This is a genomic window from Bradyrhizobium sp. NC92 (assembly GCF_025200865.1).
Lineage (GTDB): Bacteria > Pseudomonadota > Alphaproteobacteria > Rhizobiales > Xanthobacteraceae > Bradyrhizobium.
Window position 1 is genome coordinate 1691459 of record NZ_CP104171.1, and the last position, 20145, is coordinate 1711603.

The 20145-nt window shown below is 65.2% G+C and carries 19 protein-coding genes; 12 read left to right on the forward strand and 7 right to left on the reverse strand.

The genetic code is table 11. The features are described from left to right. Window positions 1–176: 176 nt before the first annotated feature. Both N2602_RS07975 and N2602_RS07980 read left to right on the forward strand, forming a co-directional pair. Entirely contained in the window at window positions 177–1322 is a 1146-nt protein-coding gene (locus N2602_RS07975; protein WP_260383621.1) for a YjgN family protein, read from the forward strand. Between the two features lie 3 nt (window positions 1323–1325). Continuing rightward, window positions 1326–2435, forward strand: coding sequence for a M48 family metallopeptidase (locus N2602_RS07980; RefSeq protein ID WP_260382275.1), 1110 nt, complete (start codon window positions 1326–1328; stop codon window positions 2433–2435). An 18-nt stretch (window positions 2436–2453) separates the two neighbouring features. On the opposite strand, the gene N2602_RS07985 is transcribed toward N2602_RS07980, so the two are convergent. From N2602_RS07985 to N2602_RS08000, 4 genes are all read right to left on the reverse strand, one after another. Next, on the reverse strand, window positions 2454–2666 hold the full coding sequence (locus N2602_RS07985; RefSeq protein ID WP_212260431.1) for a hypothetical protein: 213 nt from the start codon (window positions 2664–2666) through the stop codon (window positions 2454–2456). A 67-nt stretch (window positions 2667–2733) separates the two neighbouring features. Next, a complete protein-coding gene (gene upp / locus N2602_RS07990; protein WP_172788408.1) occupies window positions 2734–3363 on the reverse strand; it encodes a uracil phosphoribosyltransferase in 630 nt (209 codons plus the stop codon). A 193-nt stretch (window positions 3364–3556) separates the two neighbouring features. After that, window positions 3557–4795, reverse strand: a complete 1239-nt coding sequence (locus tag N2602_RS07995) for a URC4/urg3 family protein (RefSeq protein ID WP_260382276.1) — start codon at window positions 4793–4795, stop codon at window positions 3557–3559. 5 nt (window positions 4796–4800) lie between these two features. Continuing rightward, on the reverse strand, window positions 4801–6057 hold the full coding sequence (locus N2602_RS08000) for a GTP cyclohydrolase II (RefSeq protein WP_260382277.1): 1257 nt from the start codon (window positions 6055–6057) through the stop codon (window positions 4801–4803). Between the two features lie 347 nt (window positions 6058–6404). Between N2602_RS08000 and N2602_RS08005 the strand changes: the two genes are divergently transcribed. Both N2602_RS08005 and N2602_RS08010 read left to right on the forward strand, forming a co-directional pair. Further along, window positions 6405–7532, forward strand: a complete 1128-nt coding sequence (locus N2602_RS08005; RefSeq protein WP_260382278.1) for a threonine synthase — start codon at window positions 6405–6407, stop codon at window positions 7530–7532. A 93-nt stretch (window positions 7533–7625) separates the two neighbouring features. Continuing rightward, window positions 7626–8432, forward strand: coding sequence for a class I SAM-dependent methyltransferase (locus N2602_RS08010; RefSeq protein ID WP_172788404.1), 807 nt, complete (start codon window positions 7626–7628; stop codon window positions 8430–8432). A gap of 190 nt (window positions 8433–8622) precedes the next feature. Here N2602_RS08010 and N2602_RS08015 read toward each other — a convergent pair whose 3' ends face one another. Beyond that, complete coding sequence (locus N2602_RS08015; RefSeq protein ID WP_409241888.1) at window positions 8623–9438, reverse strand: DUF2927 domain-containing protein; 816 nt, start codon at window positions 9436–9438, stop codon at window positions 8623–8625. A 224-nt stretch (window positions 9439–9662) separates the two neighbouring features. Then, window positions 9663–10238 carry a L,D-transpeptidase gene (locus tag N2602_RS08020; RefSeq protein ID WP_172788402.1) on the reverse strand — a complete coding sequence of 192 codons (576 nt, stop codon included), beginning with the start codon at window positions 10236–10238 and terminating at the stop codon, window positions 9663–9665. A gap of 263 nt (window positions 10239–10501) precedes the next feature. On the opposite strand from N2602_RS08020, the gene N2602_RS08025 reads away from it, so the two are divergent. The 6 genes from N2602_RS08025 (at window position 10502) to N2602_RS08050 (ending at window position 15006) form a co-directional block, all read left to right on the forward strand. Next, window positions 10502–12049 carry an acetolactate synthase large subunit gene (locus N2602_RS08025; RefSeq protein WP_260382279.1) on the forward strand — a complete coding sequence of 516 codons (1548 nt, stop codon included), beginning with the start codon at window positions 10502–10504 and terminating at the stop codon, window positions 12047–12049. A 38-nt stretch (window positions 12050–12087) separates the two neighbouring features. Continuing rightward, window positions 12088–12606, forward strand: a complete 519-nt coding sequence (locus N2602_RS08030; protein ID WP_260383623.1) for a hypothetical protein — start codon at window positions 12088–12090, stop codon at window positions 12604–12606. A 174-nt stretch (window positions 12607–12780) separates the two neighbouring features. Continuing rightward, on the forward strand, window positions 12781–13119 hold the full coding sequence (locus N2602_RS08035) for a hypothetical protein (RefSeq protein WP_260382280.1): 339 nt from the start codon (window positions 12781–12783) through the stop codon (window positions 13117–13119). Between the two features lie 66 nt (window positions 13120–13185). Beyond that, window positions 13186–13662, forward strand: a complete 477-nt coding sequence (locus N2602_RS08040) for a hypothetical protein (RefSeq protein ID WP_260382281.1) — start codon at window positions 13186–13188, stop codon at window positions 13660–13662. Window positions 13663–13719: 57 nt separating this feature from the next. After that, window positions 13720–14202, forward strand: a complete 483-nt coding sequence (gene greA, locus N2602_RS08045; protein WP_260382282.1) for a transcription elongation factor GreA — start codon at window positions 13720–13722, stop codon at window positions 14200–14202. Between the two features lie 126 nt (window positions 14203–14328). Next, window positions 14329–15006: a hypothetical protein gene (locus tag N2602_RS08050; protein WP_172788397.1), complete on the forward strand. Its 678-nt coding sequence runs from the start codon at window positions 14329–14331 to the stop codon at window positions 15004–15006. 117 nt (window positions 15007–15123) lie between these two features. Here the strand turns inward: N2602_RS08050 and N2602_RS08055 are convergent, their stop codons facing one another. Continuing rightward, complete coding sequence (locus N2602_RS08055) at window positions 15124–15897, reverse strand: SDR family NAD(P)-dependent oxidoreductase (protein WP_260382283.1); 774 nt, start codon at window positions 15895–15897, stop codon at window positions 15124–15126. 280 nt (window positions 15898–16177) lie between these two features. Between N2602_RS08055 and N2602_RS08060 the strand changes: the two genes are divergently transcribed. Continuing rightward, window positions 16178–19756 (forward strand): GAF domain-containing protein, encoded by a 3579-nt coding sequence (locus N2602_RS08060; RefSeq protein ID WP_409241913.1) that lies wholly within the window; start codon window positions 16178–16180, stop codon window positions 19754–19756. After that, window positions 19753–20142: a response regulator gene (locus N2602_RS08065; RefSeq protein WP_260382285.1), complete on the forward strand. Its 390-nt coding sequence runs from the start codon at window positions 19753–19755 to the stop codon at window positions 20140–20142. The genes N2602_RS08060 and N2602_RS08065 overlap by 4 nt, the downstream gene beginning before the upstream one ends. Window positions 20143–20145: the final 3 nt, after the last annotated feature.

Consider the following 20145-nt stretch of genomic DNA (forward strand, 5'->3'; position numbering starts at 1 on the left):
CAGGCTACGCGACATCGACGAGCGTGATCCCCCGCACACCGTTTTGTCGTGGAAGCATGGCAGAAACCGACCGGAATCGAGCTGAATCGAACCCGCCCATCTTGGGGATCGACTAACCTCTGATCTATAGTTTGACCGGAACAGATCCGCATCCCGAGGTTGCCGCCGTGAACGACATGCAATGGACCCCGATCGGGTCCGAACCCTTACCCCCGCCGCTGCCGCCGACGCGGGTCGATTTCTCCGGCAACCGCTCCGAGTTCCGCAAACTGGTCACCAAGGGTGCCTTGCTGGAGCTGGTCACCTTCGGCTTCTACCGGTTCTGGCTCGTCACCGACATCCGCCGTCATCTGTGGACGCACACCGCGATCGACGGTGATGCGGCCGAATACACCGGGCGGGCCAGGGAGCTCCTGGTCGGCTTCCTGTTCGCGCTCGCGATCCTGGTGCCGATCTATCTCGCCTATTTTCTCGTCGGCATCGAGTTCGAGCGCTGGCAGGGCTTCGCCTCGACGCCGCTGTTCATCGCCTTCTACGCCTTCGGCCAGTTCGCGATTTTTCGCGCGCGGCGCTACCGCCTGACGCGCACGGTCTGGCGCGGCGTCCGGTTCTGGATGGACGGCTCGGGCTGGGCCTACGCGTTTCGCGCCATGCTGTGGGGCTTGCTGGTGTTCCTGACGCTCGGCCTGGCGCTGCCCTGGCGCGAGGCTGCGCTCGAACGCTACAAGATGCGGCACACCCATTACGGCGATCTCCGCGGCGATTTCGAAGGCAACGGCTGGACCTTCTTCAAGCGCGCCTGGTGGCTGTGGCTGCTCAGCCCGATCGCGCTCTTCATCTTCCCGCTCGCACCGTTCTTCTACGCCGAGTTCAAGGCGCGCGAATGGCGCTGGTGGCTCGACGGCATCCGCATCGGCGGCGTCGGCCTGTCCTCGAACCTGCCGCACGACGCCTTCTACGGCCTGTACTGGAAAGTGATCGGCTGGTGGATGCTGCTCACGGTCGCGTTCGCGGCCTATATGGGCGGCAGCGCCTTGCTCGTCGTCACGCTGACCGGCGTTCCGGCCGAGGAGATCTTCGCCGGCGACAATGCGACGAAGAGCATCCCGATGGTGGCGATGATGGTGATCGGCTATTTCGCGCTCGCCCTTGCCATCAACATCGTCATGCGCGTCTATCTTCAGCGCGATCTCTGGGCCAAGGTGCTGGAGACCGTCGAGGTGCACAACATCGGGACCGCGGCGGACGTGCGCGGCAGCGGTCAGCTTGCCAGCGCGCTCGGCGAAGGCTTTGCCGACGGACTCGATGTCGCGGGATTCTGAGCTGTGAGTGACGTGTTTGCCGAGACCCCGGCGCAGTCGGCCAAGCCGACCATCTTCTTCGACGGCGTGTCGAGCCGCAGACGGCAAGTGACGCTGATCCTCGGCGATGCGCTCGAGATCGCCGAGGACGGCGCGACGCCCGTTCGCTGGGCCTATGCCGACATTCGCCGCGTCGACGGTCCCCCCGGAATGCTGCGCCTGGCTGCGACGTCAGCACCGCCTCTGGCCCGGCTAGAGATCCGCGATGCCGCGCTCGCCGCCGAGGTGGTCGCCCGCTGCACGCGTCTCGACGAGCACCAGACGACGCGCCGCGGTGTCGCCAAGATCGTGGGCTGGTCGGTTGCCGCCGCCGTCTCCATCGTCTGCGTCGTCCTGTTCGGCGTGCCGCTCGCCGCCGACCGGCTCGCGCCGCTGGTGCCCAAGCCCGTGGAACGGCGCATTGGCGATGCCGCCGAGGTCCAGATGAAGACCATTTTCGGCCGCAGCGTCTGCGAAGACCCCGCGGGCAAGGCCGCCTTCACGAAGCTCGTCAACCGCCTGCGCGATGCGGCCGGCCTCGACGATACCATGACGGCCGGCGTGCTGCCGACCGCGGTGCCGAATGCCTTCGCGCTGCCCGGCGGCAAGGTGTTCGTGCTGAAGGGCCTGCTCGACAAGGCCGAGAATCCCGACGAGCTTGCCGGCATCCTCGCCCACGAGCTCGGCCATCTCAAGCATCACGACAACATGCGCGGCCTGATCTATAACGGCGGCACCTCGTTCCTGATCGGCCTGTTGTTCGGCGACATCACCGGCTCATCGGCCGTGATCTTCGCCTCGCGCAGCCTGGTCGAAGCCTCCTATTCGCGCGAAGCCGAGACCGGCGCCGACACCTTCGCGATCGAGATCATGCATGCGCTCGGCCGTTCGCCGAAACCTGCGGCCCAATTGATGTTCCGCATCACCGGCAAGGAAGGCGGCTCCTCGCTCGCCACGATTCTCGCCAGCCATCCGCTGACCGAGGACCGGCTCGCGCGCATGACGACGGAGGATCGGCCGGTCAGCGGCCCACCGCTGCTGACCGACAAGGAGTGGCAGGCGCTGAAGGGCATTTGCGGCAGCGGGAAGGTGTGAGGGCCCGCTCTCAGCGCATCACTTCGCCGGCGCGGCAGGTGGATTCGATCCGGTCGTGACGCTCGGCGCGTTGTTCGGATTGGTCGACGTCGCCTGCGGACCCACCTCGCGTCCGTTGTAGAAGAAGACGGCGGCGACCACGGCGATCACGAAGATCGCGCCGATCGCCCAGCCCACCGGGCTGTTGCGGCGCGCTCTGTCGGCCCTGCGGTCATCATTCTGATAGGTCATCGTGCTCTCCATGCTAGAGCAGGAGAACCTCGCGCGATGGAAGCTGTTCCTAAAGCGCGCGCAGCGCTTAGCGCGTTCCGTAGGCGCGGTCGCCGGCATCGCCGAGGCCCGGCAGGATGAACCCGTTGTCGTCGAGCCCTTCATCCACCGCCGCGGTCCAGATCGGCACGTCCGGATGCAATCCGCGCAGCCGCTCGAGCCCTTCAGGAGCTGCGATCAGGCAGGCAAGGCGGATGTCCCTGGCGCCGCGCTCCTTCAGCCGGTCGATGGCGGCGACGGCGGTGTTGGCGGTGGCGACCACCGGCGTCACCACGATGGCGAGGCGCTCGCCGAGGTCAGAGGGCGATTTGAAGAAATACTCCACCGCCGCGAAGCTGTGCGGCTCGCGGTAGAGGCCGATATGGGCGACGCGAGCGGTCGGCACCAGGTCCATCATGCCGTCGACGAAGGTGGTGCCAGCGCGCAGCATCGGCACGAACACCAGCTTCTTGCCGGCGATCTTGGCCGAATGCATCGTCGCCAGCGGCGTCTCGATGACGGTGTCGGCGAGCGGTAGGTCGCGCGTCACCTCGTAGCACAGCAGCATGCCGATCTCCTTGATCAGCTCGCGGAACGACTTGGTCGAGATGGACTTGTCCCGCACCAGCGTCAGCTTGTGCTGCACCAGCGGATGATCGACGATCGTGACGCCTTCCATGTAATGCTCCCGGCGAAATGCACTTAGTTGACCTATGCGGTGCTTCTTCCCTTCTCCCCTTGTGGGAGAAGGTGGCGCGAAGCGCCGGATGAGGGGTATCTATCCGCGAACTCCAACTGAGAGATGTGCCCGCGGAGACAACCCCTCACCCGCCTCGCTTCGCGAGGCACCCTCTCCCGCAAGGGGAGAGGGTTTAGAAAACCGTGCCGTCGCTGATCACCTTGAGCGGCGGCGATCCATCGCGGCGGCGTGCAAAGGCGATGGCGCGGCCGGCGGCCCAGGTGCCGCCTTCCAGAATACTTGCAAGCGGCAATGTCTCGGACGTACGGCCGAGCTTGACGCGAACCCGTTCGGCAAGGCGATCCAGCAGAGCAACGGTCAGCGCGCGCCACTCCACGACGAGCAGCGAGTCCACCGCATGCGCGCGCTCGGCATCCGCGGCTTCGCGCAGGCGCAGCACCTCATGGTCGACGAACAGGCCGCCATTGCGATATTCGGCAAGCCCGGTCAGGCCGTCGATGTCGGTCACCTCGAAGCCGGCGCGCTGCAGCGGTTCGATCAGCGAATAGCTCAGCCATTGCGATAGCTTGTGCAGCGGGACGAGGCCCGCAGTGCCGTCGTCCGCCTTGATCGCAGGATGGCGCCAGCAATCGCCGAGCGGGACGCCCGCGAGCTCGAGCCGCGACGGCCAGATCGGGCCGAGCTGGTTCAGCACCGCGGACAGGATCGCGGGCGCAGCAACAGTGCCGCCGATCGCCCGCGCCGCGATATGATCGAACAGCCCGCCTGGCCGCGGCGTATCGTGCAAGCCGAACACTTCCGCACGCTCCGAGACCTGCTTGCCCAGACGACGCAGCAGGTCGGTGCGTCCCTCCAGGCCGAGCAGCGGATTGGCATCGCTCGCCTGAAAGGCCGCGGCGAGGGAGGCGAGGGGCAACTTTGCCAGCACCTCCGCATCGGCCCTGAACGGCGCACGCGCGTCGCGCGAAAACAGCCCGCTCGCGAACATGTCGAGGCTCGCGATCGCAAGCCCTTCCGATCGGCCTACCTCCGCTCCCGTCGCGGCGTCGCGATAGCGCCACGCCGCGCCGGCGCCGGCGTCGAGCAGCACGCTGACGATGGCGAGGTCGAACTCGGCGCGCGCCCGCGCCGCGCGATCCGGCCAGGACGCAGCCTCGGCAAGCCGGGCCCAGCGGTCGACGCCGCCGAGCACGAAGTGCCGCCAGCGCGCATGGAACGGAATGTCGAGCGTCGGATAGGCTTTACGCGTGACCGCGAGCACGGCCTCGGCAACGCCATCCATGCGGTCGAGATCAACGGTGAAATGGGTGAGCCCGCCGGCAAGGCCGAGCTCGAGCATCTGCCCGGCGCGCGCGCGCACCGCCTTTGCGGTGAGCAGTGCGCGCGCCTGTGATTCCAAAGCGTCCGCCATCGCGATCAGTATTTTTCCAGCGAACGCCCGACCACGCCGTTGACGTCCTTCTCCGGCGCGATGTCGGTGGAGTAATAGCCGGCGGCCTTCTTGGCGGCGATCTCGACATGGGCGTCGGCCGGGATCAGCTCCAGCGGGATCGGCACGCGCTCGACGATGTCGATGCCTTGCGAGGTCAGCGCGTCGTATTTCATGTCGCTCATCGACAGGAAACGGTCGATGCGCTTGAGGCCGAGCCAGTGGATCGTATCCGGCATCAATTGCTGGAAGCGCGCGTCCTGAACGCCGGCCACGCACTCGGTGCGCTCGAAATAGGCGGCGGCCGCATCGCCATCCTCCTGCCGCTTGCGCGCATTGTAGACCAGGAATTTGGTGACCTCGCCGAGCGCGCGGCCCTCTTTCCGGTTGTAGATGACGAGCCCGAGCCCGCCCTCCTGCGCGCCGCGCGCGGATTCCTCGATGCCGTGGATCAGATAGGGCCGGCAGGTGCAGATGTCGGAGCCGAACACGTCGGAGCCGTTGCATTCGTCATGCACGCGGCAGGTAATCCTGGTGCGATGGTCCGGCAGTTTTGTCACGTCGCCGAACAGATAGACCGTGGTGCCGCCGATCGGCGGCAGGAACACCTTCATGTCCGATCGCGTGACGAGTTCGGGGAACATGCCGGCAGTCTGCTCGAACAGCGTGCGCCGCAGCTCGGTCTCGCCGGTGCCAAAGCGCGCCGCAAGGCCCGGCAGGTACCACACCGGATCGATCGCGATCTTCACCACCGAGACGCTGCCATTGGCGTGCACGACCTCGCCGTCGGCGCGGAGCCGCTTTGCGGCGATCGCTTCGCGGATCTCCGGCAGGTCGAGCCGCGCCCGCGTCACCGCGATGCTCGGGCGAATGTCCGCGCCCTCGGCGATCTCCTGGCGAAAATTCTCGGCGACCAGGTGCCCCCAGGGATCGAGCGCGACGATTTTCGTGGGATCGCTCCATTGCGGGAACGGGCCGATGGTCGCGGCCGGAAAGGTGTTGGTGAGATCGGGCCTTCGAATCGGATCGAGCGCGCCGGCGGAGACCGCGAGCGCCCGGTACATCGCATAGGAGCCGCCATGGCTGCCGATCACGTTGCGGTCTCCGGCGCGCGATACCGTGCCGATGATCGGCCCGCGGGCGCGCGCATCAGTGGCGCCCCAATGGATCGGAAAGGCGGCCTTCCTGCCCGGCTCCGGATGGGAGGTCAGGCGGATGTGGTCGGTACGGTTGGCACGGCTCATGTCCAGGCTCCCAAAAAGCCAACGGCCCGCCGCTCGGACGGGCCTGGCTCGCTTGCGACGCCGAACCGGCGGCGCAAGCTCAATCCAACATATTGTAGCGGCCGGTGACGACAGACAAGTTAATCGTGGCAGGGCGCAGGGGCCGCTCGCGGCCAAATTCCGGGCATCGGGAGGGCCGTCAGGCCTGCCGGCATCCGATGCCGCGCCTCATCGAGCTTGCCGCCGCGCTCGGGAGGCCAGTTTAAGGAATTGAAATAGTTCTGTTTTTCGTGTTTTCAAGGAGGTGTTGCTTCGTGCGGCGGGCTTCAAGTTCGGCGCACCGCGCTTTCCCTGCCTTGGAGACTGCCATGCCTGCCGCCAGCTACATCGATCCCCGCAACGGAAAGCTCTATCCCCTGGACCAGCCGCGCTGGTGCTCGGACGAGCGCACGCCGCTGCTGGTGACGCCGGGGGCGGGCATCTCGCGCCAGGACATCGATGGCCGGACGCGGTCGCTCTGGCGCTATCGGGCGGCGCTGCCGGTCGAGATCAAGACCCCGATCACGCTCGGCGAGGGTTGCACGCCGCTGGTCCAGCAGGAATGGGGCGCTCTGCGCCCGCTGTTCAAGCTCGAATGGTTGAACCCGACCGGCAGCTTCAAGGATCGCGGCTCGGCGGTGATGCTGTCCTTCCTGCGGCAGATCGGCATCGACGCCATTCTGGAGGATTCCTCCGGCAACGGCGGCTCATCGATGGCCGGCTTGGGTGCGGCCGGCGGCATGCGCGTCAAGATTCTGGCGCCCGCCTCCACGTCGCCGGCGAAGATCGCGCAGGTCCGCGCCTATGGCGCGAGCGTGCAGCTCGTGGAGGGCCCGCGCGAGGAATCCGAAGCCGAGGCCATCCGCCAGTCGAGCCAGACCTTCTACGCCAGCCACAATTGGCAGCCGTTCTTCCTCGAAGGCACCAAGTCGCTGGCCTACGAGATCTGGGAAGATCTCGGCTTCCGCGCGCCCGACAACGTCATCGTTCCCGTCGGCGCCGGCAGCAGTCTCCTCGGTTGCGCCTTCGGCTTCCGCGAGCTGTTGAAGGCCGGGCAGATATCGAAGCTGCCGCGCCTGTTCGCGGCGCAGCCGCTCAACTGCTCGCCGATCGATGCAAGCTTCAAGGCCGGCGTCGATACGCCGGTCGCGCGCGAGGTGAGCAAGACCGTCGCCGAGGGCACCGCGATCAAGACCCCCCTGCGCCTGCGCGAGATCGTCGCCGCACTTCGCGAGAGCGGCGGCGGCACCATCGCGCTCACCGAGGACGAGATCGTCGCCGCCCTGCGCCGCCTCGCGCGGCAAGGCCTGTTCGCCGAGCCGACCAGCGCCAGCGCAGCTGCGGCCCTGGACAAGCTCGCGGCTGCCGGGGCGATCAGAGCGAACGAGACCACGGTCGCTGTTCTCACCGGCACGGGCCTGAAAGCCGCAACCACTGTCGCCGATCTCGTGCAATAGAGCCCTTGTGCCGCGGAGCTACGCTAACGCGTTGAACCTTCGGTGTGCGTCGCCAGCCTCATGAAGATTGAGCTCACGCAAAGGGAGAGTTCCATGACCGCGCAGGATCCGTTTGCAGGTTTCAAGGCCATCCAGAAGGAAGCTTGGTCGCTGTTCACGCCGATGGAGGTTTTCACGACTCCAACCGCGGCCAAGCTGGTCGGTTTTGCCGGCATTGCCGCCGGCCAAAAGCTGCTCGACGTCGGATGCGGCACCGGCGTTGTCGCGATCACGGCCGCGCGCCGCGGTGCGAAGGTCAGGGGTCTCGACCTCTCGCCGGTTCTGATCGAGCGCGCCCGCGAGCACGCAGGGCTGGCGAATCTCGATGTCGACTTCGTCGACGGCGACGCCGAGAGCCTGCCCTATGGCGACAGCGAGTTCGACGTGGTGCTCAGCCAGTTCGGCCACATGTTCGCGCCGCGTCCGGACGTCGCGATCGGCGAGATGCTGCGCGTGCTGAAGCCCGGCGGCACCATCGCCTTCTCCACTTGGCCGCCGCATCTCTATGTCGGCCGCATGTTCGCGCTGGTCGGCCGCCATCTGCCGCCACCCGAGGGCGTCGCATCACCGGCGTTGTGGGGCGATCCGAAAATCGTCGCCGAGCGTCTCGCGGGGAAGGCGAAGGAAATCTCGTTCGAGATGGACATGATGACGCCGTCCACGCTCAGCCCGCAGCATTTCCGCCGCACCATGGAAGCGACGATCGGGCCGTTGATCAAGCTCGTCGCCCAGTACAAGGACGAGCCGGACAAGCTCAGCAGCTTCCGTGCCGAGTTCGAGGCGTTGATCTCGGAGTATTTCGACGCCGGCAACAATATGATGCGCCAGCAGTTCCTGATGACGAAAGCCAAGAAGGCGTGAGGCGCGATCGAGGGTGAACGCGAGGTCTTCTGAGGATGAGGTTAATCAGCGTCAGTGCTCGTTGACACTGCTGCCGCGCACTCCGCCCTCATCCTGAGGAGCCCGCCCAAAGCGGGCGTCTCGAAGGATGGCCGCAGGGAAAAGCTCTCAAATGCGACTGCCCTCCCTTGCAAGGGGAGGGCAGTGCGCTTCACTCCTTCAGGTCATTCACCCGCTTCACCCAGGCGCGCACGTCCTTGAGCACGGCGGGCAGCACCGCCTTGACCTCCGCCACGGTCATGCCCGCCTTGATGCGGGGATCGTACAACAGGTTGAGGATGTACTGGTCGTAGACGTCGAAATAGCCCATCGAGACGTTGTCGTTGAACATCGTCCAGGGCACGCTCGTGGTGTCGTTGATCGGCCCGAGCGATTGCAACAGCTCCTCATAGGCGCAGTCGAGGAAGGTGAAATCGCCGTTGTCGACGGTGAGGATGACGTCGGAATGCTCGATCTCGAAATTGTCGTTCTTGCGGAAGCCTGACAGGCATTGCGGATCGAGTGAGGAGCGGATCTCGCGCGCCTTCTCGGCGCCGTAGAAGCTCGAGATGGTGCGGAAGAGATCGCGGTCGCGCACCAGCTTCACGCGCACGTTCGCCGCTTCGTTGGTCTCGATCATGGCGATGTCGAGATGCTGCACGCGCTTGCCGATGTCGGCCACGACTTTGGCGAGCTGCGTCTTGCGATCGGCGCGGTCGCTCTCGGCGTAGACGCGCACCGGCCCGTCGAACTTGCGGATGCGGTCGACGCGGCCAGCGAGGTGATATTCGGCGCCGAACGCGGTCTTCAGGAAGCCGTCGACGATCTCGCCGTCGGTGAAGCTCTTCTTCTCGGCGCGCTGGCGCGAGGAGATCGCCGGCAGCTCGCCGGCCGCGGCCATGGTAGCGGTGTCAGGCGCACAGGTGAGCGTCACGAGCACCAGCAGGGCGAAGCGAAGGCCGGGCGAGGGCGGGACAGATGCGCTCATCGTCCTGCGACGCTGCCGCATTCGCGCCCCGCGCACAAGACCGCAAATTCACGCGCCCTGCGGGTTCCGGCCGTCGTCTGTAGCAAGAGAGTTACAGTGTCGTAGGGTGGGCAAAGGCGCGCAAGCGCCGTGCCCACCATCTCAAAACCGTGGGCACGCCGGCGAACCGCGCGTTCGCGCGATCCTCCGGCTTTGCCCACCCTACTACGAGAGTTTGCGTCTGGTCAGTTGTTCAGCACCACCACCGTGGTGCCGATCGAGACGCGGCTATAGAGGTCGGTGACGTCGTCGTTGGTCATGCGGAAGCAGCCCGAGGAGACGGCCTGACCGATCGTCTCCGGTTCGTTGGAGCCGTGGATGCGGTACAGCGTCGAGCCCAGATACATGGCGCGGGCGCCGAGCGGATTCTCGATGCCGCCCTTCATGTGGCGCGGTAGGTCCGGCCGGCGCGCCAGCATCTGCGACGGCGGCGTCCAGTCCGGCCATTCCTTCTTGGCGGTGATCTTGTGCACCCCGCCCCAGCGGAAGCCGTCGCGGCCGACGCCGATGCCGTAGCGCAGCGCCTGCCCGTTCCCGAGCACCAGGTAGAGCCGCCGCTCGGAGGTGTTCACCACGACCGTGCCGGGCGCGTAATTGCCGTTATACATGACGGTGGTGCGGGGAATCGGGCTCGCACCGTGGCCGAGATAGCCGGTGGAACTGGTGCCCGTGAAGTCTATCATCCCCGCCGCGGATGCGTCGGCTGCGCCAGCCAGCAACAGCGCCATTGCGGTCATCGGTGCGGCAAAAAACCGGATCATCATTTCCCCCAGAAAAAATCGATTCAACCGAAGCCAGAGGCCACATTTGCGCGCGTTCCGCAAGCCACGGGCCCGTGAGGGTCGCATCGTTAACGACTGGCGTTACCAAATCGCAACTGCGCCAATTTGCTGGAAAGCGTTAGCCAAATCCGCGCCTCGTCACGCGGGGCAGGGCCGCAATGCCCGCTATTGCTTTGACGGGCCGCGCGAACAATGATTGACCGAACGGATTACTGGAAACGCCGGTTGCGGGAGCAGACAGAATGAACGGTGCGGAAAGCCTGGTGCGGACGATGGTCCAGGGCGGGGTGGACGTCTGCTTCACCAATCCCGGCACCTCCGAGATGCATTTCGTCGCGGCGCTCGATCGTGTCCCGGGCATGCGCTGCGTGCTCGGCCTGTTCGAAGGCGTGGTGACGGGTGCGGCCGACGGCTATTTCCGCATGAAGGGCACGCCTGCCTCGACCCTGCTGCATCTCGGTCCCGGACTCGCCAACGGCCTTGCCAATCTGCACAACGCCAAGAAGGCCAATTCCGGCATCGTCAACATCGTCGGCCAGCACGCCGTCTACCACATCGGCTACAACGCGCCGCTGACCTCCGACATCGAAGGCCTGGCCCGGCCGATGTCGTCCTGGGTCCGCACCTCCCCGGATTCCAAATCGGTCGCCGCCGACGGCGCCGCCGCGATTGCCGCCGCCAAAAGCGCGCCGCCGCAGATCGCGACCCTGATCCTGCCCGCCGACACCGCCTGGAACGAAGCCGACGGCATTGCCGAGGTTCCGGCCGAGCAGCAGCGCGCGAGCTATTCGCCGCAGGCGGTCGAGCAGGCCGCAAGAATCCTGCACGGCGACGGCGAAGGCACGCTGCTGCTGATGACCGGCAGCGCGCTGAGCGAGCATGGCCTCGCGCTGGCCGAGCGCATCGCCGGCAAGACCGGCTGCACCGTGATGGGCCCGACCTTCCGTCCGAAGATGGCGCGCGGCCGCGGCCGTTTCTCGATCGACCGCATCCACTACGTGATCGAGAACGCGCTGCCGATGCTGGCAAAATTCCGTCACATCGTGCTGGTCGAGTCCGACGATCCCGTGGCGTTCTTCGCCTATCCGAACAAGCCGAGCATGCTCAAGCCGCAGGGCTGCGAGGTGCATCGCATGACCTCCTGGGGCGAGAATTCGGTCGCAGCGCTCGAGGCGCTCGCCGGCGCCGTGAAGGCCAGCGCCAGGGACGTCAAGCCGCAGGCTTTGCAGGAGCTGGTCAAGCCGACCGGCGCGCTCACCTTCGCCTCGATCGCGCAGGCCATTGCCTGTGCGATCCCCGAGAACGCGATCATGGTCGACGAATCCCTCACCACCGGCCGCGGCTTCTTCCCGCCGACGGCGGCGGCCGCCCCGCACGACTGGCTGCAGAACATGGGCGGCTCGATCGGCTTCTCGACCCCGCTGTCGATCGGCGCGGCGATCGCCTGCCCGGACCGCAAGGTCATCACCATGGTCGGCGACGGCAGCGCGATGTACACGATCCAGTCGCTGTGGACCCAGGCGCGCGAGAACCTCGACATCGTCACCATCGTGTTCGCCAACCGCATCTACCAGATCCTGCGCGGCGAGTTCGACAATGTCGGCGCCGGCGAGCCCGGCCAGCGCGCCAACGACATGCTCCGCCTCGACCGGCCGACGCTGGATTTCGTGGCGCTGGCCAGGGGCATGGGCGTGCCCGGCCGCGCCGTCACCAACGCCGACGAGTTCAACAAGGCGTTGGCGGAAGCCGTCGCCGAGCCCGGCCCGCGGCTGATCGAAGTTCAGATGTAGGGCGGCAACAGACAGAGCGCCATGAGCCCGGAGGCATGATGCAGACCGAGCTGAACAAGGTGATCGCGGCGCTCCGGGACTTCTACGCCCAAGAGGCTTTCCTGTTCGAGAAGGATGTCGGCGAGCGGGCGGTCACGCACCGCTTCGCCGTGCATCTGGAAAAGCAGTTTTCGGGCTGGTCGGTCGATTGCAATTACGACCGGCTCGGCGAACGCACGCTGCATCTGCCGCACGGCACCATCATCTCGACCGACGACCATCTCGGCAAGTCGATCTACCCCGATGTCGTCGTGCATCAGCGCGAGATCCCGAACAATCTGCTCGCGGTGGAAATTCGCAAGGCGAGCAATCACACGCCGCTCGATCACGATCAGCACAAGCTGCGGGCGCTGACCGACGTCCATGTCTGGTTTCCCTATTGGGTCGGCTTGCTGCTGGTGCTGGACAGGCCCCATGTGACGATGTCGGAGGTCTATGTCTCCGGCGCCGTCGACGAGGCACTGTCGCGCTGGTTCGCGACGCGGCTGGAGGAGACCGGCCTCGGAGCGCGCGCATAGCGGGGCGCGGCGGCGCAGTGACGCGCGCTGCGATGTCATGACGATAGGCCATTGCCGGTAATGTGATCCCCACCACAGTTCCGGCATGGGATAGGACTATTGTCGACGGACTTGCACGCGTCGATGCCGGAGGCCTACGCTGGCCCATTCGGATCAGGCATATTGGAGGTTCTGATGCAGAAATCATATTTGCTGGCTGCGACGGCAGCGCTGGTGCTCATGGTGCAATCGCCGCTGGCGCTGGCGCAGGGCGCTCCAGCCACGGGCGGAACCGCCGCGCCTGCCGCGACAAGCCCTGCGCCGGCTGCGACGACGACAGCGCCGAGCGCGACCACCGACACGTCCAGCCAGCCCACTGACGGCAAGAAGAGCGCATCGAAGAAGCCGGCGAAGAAGAAGATGACCCGGCAGCAGGAGATCGATCATTCGATCGACACCGGCACCGTGCCGGCGCGCTACCGCAGCTCGGTGCCCAAGCAGTACCAGCAGTACATTCCGTTCGACAAACGGTAACGGATCGCACGGCGGCGCGACGTGAGCGAACGTGGTGCCGCCGATCATTCGGCCGGGGGGGGATTGATGAGTGACGAGGTGAAGGATGCCGGCCTTGTGGCCATGATCAGCAGCATCCTGGGAGGCAACAAGCGCGCAGACCATGTTGCACCGCCGCCGCTCGCCGAGGTTCCGCCGATTGTGCCGGCCGATCCCGCGGAGCCCGTCGAGACGTCCAAGTCCGATGCGGCCGCGGCCAAGGCCGAGCGCGCGCCCGATGCGGTCCCGGCGGCCACAAAGCCGGCCGAGTCAATCGCAACCACGCGGGACGGCAAGCGCCTGCTGCCGGCGGAGGCAATCGCCGATCTGGTGCTCGGCGAGCTGCGCAAGCTGGAAAACTTCCCGAGCTCCGGCGTTTCGGTCACGGTCTACGGTTACCGGCACTGGAACGCGATGCTGACCTTCGCGCCGTTCTCGACCAGTTTCCAGAACGCAACCCGGTTCCGTCAGGCCGTGCCGGATCTCGTCTTCAAGCTCCGCCGTTTTGTCGAACTTGAGATATAGTCTCGGACGTCGGCGCCACACGGCGTCGCCAACGAAACGTTCGACAGGATCTTCAAATTGAGCGTCGCCTTCACCAAGGAAGAGAGCGCCGAAACTGCGTCCGAGACGCTGTTGCCGGACCGCCCGATCTCGCCGCATCCGAACCTCGTGACGGAAGCAGGCTTCAAGGCGCTGCAGACGCAGCTTGCCGAAGCGCGCGCGGCCTACGAAGCCGCGCAAGCCATCGAGGACGTCAACGAGAAGCGCCGGCAGTCGGCCGTGCCCCTGCGCGATCTCCGCTATCTCACCGAACGCTTGCGCACGGCCCAGGTGATGACCGATCCTGTCGCGACCGAAATCGTCGCCTTCGGCAGCACCGTGAGCTTCAGTCGCGCCGACGGCCGGGTGCAGACCTACCGCATCGTCGGCGAGGACGAGGCCGATCCCAAGGCCGGCTCGATATCGTTCGTCGCGCCGGTCGCGAGGTCGCTGATGGGCAAGGCGGTCGGCGACGTCGTCGGCTCTGGCGCGCAGGAGATCGAGATTCTATCGATCTCGTAGGGTGCGCCAACCCAGGTGCGGTTGCGTGGCAAAGAGCGCCATCGACAGCATCAAGCCCATTGGCCTAAAGCATGATCCGGAACAGCGCGAGGCCGTCGTCTCCGCCAAACAAAGCTTGATGATTGGATGAGACGGTTTTTGTCGGGAGCGCTGCCGTTCTACGCGCTGGCTGCCCTCGCCATGTGCATGTACCTCGTACTTTACAGGACGAGCCTCTTCGACCTGAACGCCATCGTCCATGGCGCGACCGGGTCGGCATGGTTTCCGGCCTTCATGTTCGTCTGCGTGCTGGTGGAAGCGGTCTTTCCGTATTTCGGCTATTTTCCCGGCACCGCCCTCATCCTGATGTCCGTGGCGCTCAGTCCGAAGGCCGTGGATGGCTCCGTCTTCGTCGCGGCGTGGCTCGCCATCATCCTGGGCGCCGTTCTCAGCTACGGACAGGCTCGTTTCTTCCGGCCGTTCCTGCAGCGGGTGGCCTCTAAGGCGGCCCTGCGCCGATGCGAGTCCTTGTTCGACGCCTATGGCCCCTATGCGCGCATTGCCTTGTTCGTTCATCCCAACGCCTGCGCGATGTATTTCACGGCGCTCGGACTGCTCGGCCGCAGCCTGAGGCGCGAGCTCGCTTATCTCGGCGTCGGTGCGGCGGCGGCGGTGGGCATTCTGTTCCTCATCGTGACCAGGCTGGTGTCGTCCATCGGCCCCACCGACGATGGCGAATTGCAGGTGCTGCTGGCAGCCGCGCTGGTCGCCATCGGGACACTGATCGGTCTCTACACGGCCTGGCGGCCACAGCGCGCGGCGTGAAATGCACTCTCCGCCGTCATTGCGAGGAGCTCTTGCGACGAAGCAATCCAGAGTCTTTCCGCAGAGGGATTCCGGATTGCTTCGCTGCGCTCGCAATGACGAGGATTACATCGTGCATCACACCTCCGGCAGCGCAACGCCCGTCAGCTCGGTCAATTGGCCGATGAGCTGGTGCTGAAATCTCGGATCGGTCGCCTCGCGGGCCGGCTCTTGCTGCTCGAGATGATGCCAGTAGTGCCCGCTCACCCGCGCCGCGTGATCCTCGCTCACCGCCAGCCAGGTCTGGGTCCGTTGCCCCGTGTCGATATCGACCGGGGCGCCCGCGCCGCCCATCTTCGTGCGCACCCAACCGGGATCGACGGCGTTGCAGAGGACGTTGGGCCAGCGCCGCGCCAGCGCGTAGGCGAGCGCGACGACGTGCAGCTTGCTCTCGGCATAGGCCTTGGCCGCATTCCAGGCCCGCTTGGTCCAATCGAGGTCGTCGAGCGAGCCTTCTCCGCCGCGGTGCAATCCGCTGCTGAGATAGACCAATCGGGCGGGCCGCGCGATCAGGGCCGTCAGCATGAACGGCGCAAGCGTGTTGATGGCCAGCGTCTCGGCATGGCCTTCAGGGGTCGCGCCGCGGCTCGGCCGCGTGTAGACGCCGGCATTGTGGATGACCGCATCCGTGCGCCCGATCGCGTTGACCTGGTCGGCGATGCTCCGCGTCTCCTCGGCGCTTCTGAGATCGCCGATCACCAATCCCCGGGCGCGCGAAGCGAGCCCGCCGAGGGCCGCAGCACGATCGGCCGAACGCGCGTGCAGCACAACGTGGTGGCCCCGATCGAGGAGCGATTGCGCCGCCGCCCGGCCGAGGCCATCCGTGCTGCCGGTGATGAATATGGTCGCCATGGGGTTCTCCTAGGGTGTTTCAGGACGCAATCTACGGCGCTCGCGGCACTCGGGTCCCGCGCCCCCGAGGCCTGCGGACCCGAAGCAAAGCGGCCTCCAGCGGCATTTTGCGGAACTCGCCGCTTTCGTCGATCACGAAAGGCGAATTGACGCGTAGTCGATCGAAAATCAACTCACGGTACCTCTGGTCGAAAGCACCTGATGGTGGAATAATTCCCGATACATTCTTGATTAGATTTTGACGTCGGCCGCGAACCGGCTGGCGACGTGGATTTTCATCATGGCCGCGCTTCCTCAGGACGTTGTGGCGGATTTGCAGCAGGAGAACGCGCGGCTCCTGGCCGAATTGCGCGCCGCACAAGATCGCGAGACCGCCACCGCGGACATTCTCAAGATCATTGCCAGTTCGCCATCGGAGGTGAAGCCGGTATTCGATGCGATCGCGAGGCGCGCAAATGCCTTGCTCGGCGGCTTTTCGACGACCGTATTCCGCTTCATCGACGGCAATGCCCACTTGGCGGCGTTCACGCCGACGAATCCTGCCGCCGATGAAGCGTTGAAGAAGATGTTTCCGCGTCCGATCGCCGATTTCGAGAGTTTTGCGAGGGCAGAGGCCGGTAAGGTGGTGCCGACGCCCGATACTGAAGCGCTGACGAACGACATCAAATTCATCGCGCGGGCCCGCGGCTTTCGCAGCATGTTGTTCGTTCCGCTCGCGACCGGCGGCGTGGTGATCGGCATGATCAGCGTCACGCGAGCCGAGCCGGGGGCCTTCGCTCCGCATCATGTGCAGCTTCTGCAGACCTTCGCCGACCAGGCTGTCATCGCCATAGAGAACGCGCGGCTGTTCGACGAGGTGCAGGCGCGTACCGACGACTTGCGGGAATCGCTGCAGCAGCAGACCGCGACCGCCGATGTGTTGAAAGTCATCAGCCGCTCCGCGTTCGATCTGCAAACCGTTCTCGACACGCTGACGGAATCGGCGGCGTGGCTGTGTGGTGCCGACATGGCGGCAATCGTCCGGCACGATGGCGATGGTGGCTACTATCATGCAACTCGCTACAATTTCTCGCCCGAGTGGGCCAAGGCCTCGGCGGGCGTTCGGCTCAATGCGGGACGCGGTAGCCTGGTCGGGCGCGTCCTGCTGTGCGGCAAGGCTGTTCAGATCCCGGACGTCCTGGTCGATCCGGACTATGCCTATCCCGAGCAACAGAGGGCCGGCGGTTACCGCACCCTCCTGGGCGTACCCTTGCTCCGGTCCGGAGAAACGATCGGCGTGCTATTCCTGGGCCGCAAGACCGTGAACTCGTTCACGGATAAGCAGATTGACCTGGTCTCCACTTTCGCCGATCAGGCCGTGATCGCGATCGAGAATGTGCGGCTGTTCGATGAGGTCCAGGCGAAGACGCGCGACCTCGCCGAATCGCTCCAGCAGCAAACCGCGACGGCCGATGTGCTGAAGGTGATCAGCCGCTCGACCTTCGATCTGCAAACCGTGCTCGACACGCTGGTCGAGTCGGCGGCACGGCTGTGCGAAGCGGAGATGGCCTTCATCATGCGCCGCGAGGGCGATGAATATCAGGCCGGAGCAGCGGTCGGGTTTTCCGAGGACTACATCGCTTTTCTGCAGGCTCATCCGATCGCCCCCGGCAGGGGCACGGTCACGGGTCGAGCCGTCCTCGAACGCCGTCCGGTGCAGATCCTCGACGTCGCTGCCGATCTCGAATACGGCCTGCAGGCGTCGATCACGATGGCGGGTCAACGCACGGCGCTCGGTGTTCCACTCCTGCGCGAGAATGAGCCGATCGGCGCGATCGTGATCGCCCGCAAGCGCGTGCAGCCCTTCACCGAAAAACAGATCGAGCTCGTCGCCACGTTTGCCGACCAGGCGGTGATCGCCATCGAGAATGTCCGGCTGTTCGAACAATTGAAAACCAGGACGCGCGATCTGTCCGAGGCGCTGACGTACCAGACCGGCAGCGCCAATATCTTGCGGGTCATCGCTTCCTCCCCGACCGAAGTCGGTCCGGTGCTCAAGGCGATCGTGGAAAGCGCATGCGGGCTTTGCGAGGCATATGATGCACTGGTCATTCTGAGGGATGGCGACGATATCGTCATCCAGGCGCACCATGGCCCGGTTCCCGTGGTGTGGAGCCGACGACCGATCAGTGTCAAATCGCCGACCGGCTGGGCGATTATCGATCGTCGCACCGTTCAGGTGCACGACCTGCTCGGGCCCGAAGGGGAGCAATACCCGACAGGACGCGAATATGCGCTTCGCTCCAACGTTCGGACCGTTTTGAGTGTGCCGCTCTTGCGCGAAGGCGAGAGCATGGGGGCGATCGTGCTGCGTCGTACCGAGGTGCGCCCATTCGACGACAAGCAGATCACGCTGCTGCAGACCTTTGCCGATCAGGCTGTCATCGCCATCGGCAACGTGCGTTTGTTCGAGCAATTGAATGAATCGCTGGAGCGGCAGACGGCAACATCGGAGGTGCTGGAAATCATAAGCGCTTCATCGGGCGCACTTACTCCGGTCTTCCACAAGATGCTGGAGAATGCGACGCGAATTTGCGGCGCCGGTTTTGGCACCATGAATCTCTACGAGGAGGGCGGCTTTCGCACGGTCGCATTGCACAACGCGCCGCAAGCTTATGTCGATACCCGGCTCTACCAGCACATTCGCCCACATCCCGCGAGCGGGCTCGGCACCGTCGAGAAGACGCATCAGACGGTTCATATCGACGACATCAGGACGCAGCCGCCCTATGTCGAAGGCAACCCCAACGTTCGCGCGCTTGCCGACCTTGCCGGCGCAAGGACCCTCGTCATCGTGCCCATGCTCAAGGAAGATGAGCTGATTGGCACGATCACGATCTTCCGCCAGGAAGTCAAACCCTTCACGGACAAGCAGATCGAGCTCGTATCCAATTTCGCGCACCAGGGCGTGATCGCGATCGAAAATGCGCGCCTGCTGAATGAGTTGCGCGAGCGCACCATGGAATTGTCGCAATCGCTCGAGGAGTTGCGAAATGCGCAGGACCGGCTGATCCAGACCGAGAAGCTTGCCTCGCTCGGGCAACTCACGGCCGGCATTGCGCACGAGATCAAGAACCCGCTCAATTTCGTCAACAACTTTGCGGCGCTGTCCTCCGAACTCACCGACGAGCTCGGCGACGTGCTGCGCTCAGCCGGCCTGGGCGAGGCGGAAAGGCAGGACATCGACGCGCTGATACACATGCTGAGAGGTAACCTTAAAAAGATCGTGCAGCACGGAACGCGCGCCGATTCCATTGTCAAGAATATGCTTCTGCATTCCCGCGAAGGGTCTGGCGAACGCCGCGCGGCCGACATCAACGCCATCCTCGAGGAAAGCCTCAACCTCGCCTATCACGGAGCCCGCGCGGAAAGAGCCGGCTTTAACATCACGCTTGAAAGAAAGCTGGATCCGTCTGCGGGCGCGCTCGAGCTGTATCCGCAGGAAATCACGCGGGTGTTCCTCAATCTGGTTTCAAACGGCTTCTACGCGGCAAGCAAGCAAAAGGACGCCGCCGGTGACGGCTTCGAGCCAAGGCTGCGCGCGACGACCACAGACCTCGGCGGCGCCGTCGAAATCCGCATTCGCGACAATGGCACCGGCATCCCGGCCGATGTCAGAGAGAAGATATTCAATCCGTTCTTCACCACCAAGCCTGCCGGCGAAGGAACGGGCCTTGGCCTTTCGATCTGCCACGACATCATCGTGAAGCAGCACGGCGGCAGCATCGAGGTCGATACCGAGCCGGGCGAATATACCGAGTTCATCATTACGCTGCCGCGCACGCGGGCGGCACCGTTGCAGACGGGAGGCAGAAGTTGAGCGTCTATATAATGGTCGTTGACGACGAGCCCGATGTCGAGGCGCTGTTCCGCCAGCAGTTTCGGCGCGATCTGCGCGCCGGTCGTTTTCTGATGGAGTTCGTATCCTCGGCACCCCTGGCATTGCAGCGCGCGGCCGAGATTGCGGATGCCACCCTGATTCTGATCCTGTCCGACATCAACATGCCCGGAATGAGCGGACTGGAGATGCTGCCTATCGTGCGCTCGGCCCGCCCCGATGTGCCTGTCATCATGATCACGGCCTACGGTGATGCCGAGACCAGGCGCAAGGCGCTGGAGAAGGGCGCCGCCGACCTATTGACCAAACCAATCGACTTCGCGGCGCTGCGCCAGGAGATCGATACGAGGCTTGAGCAGGCCGCATGATTG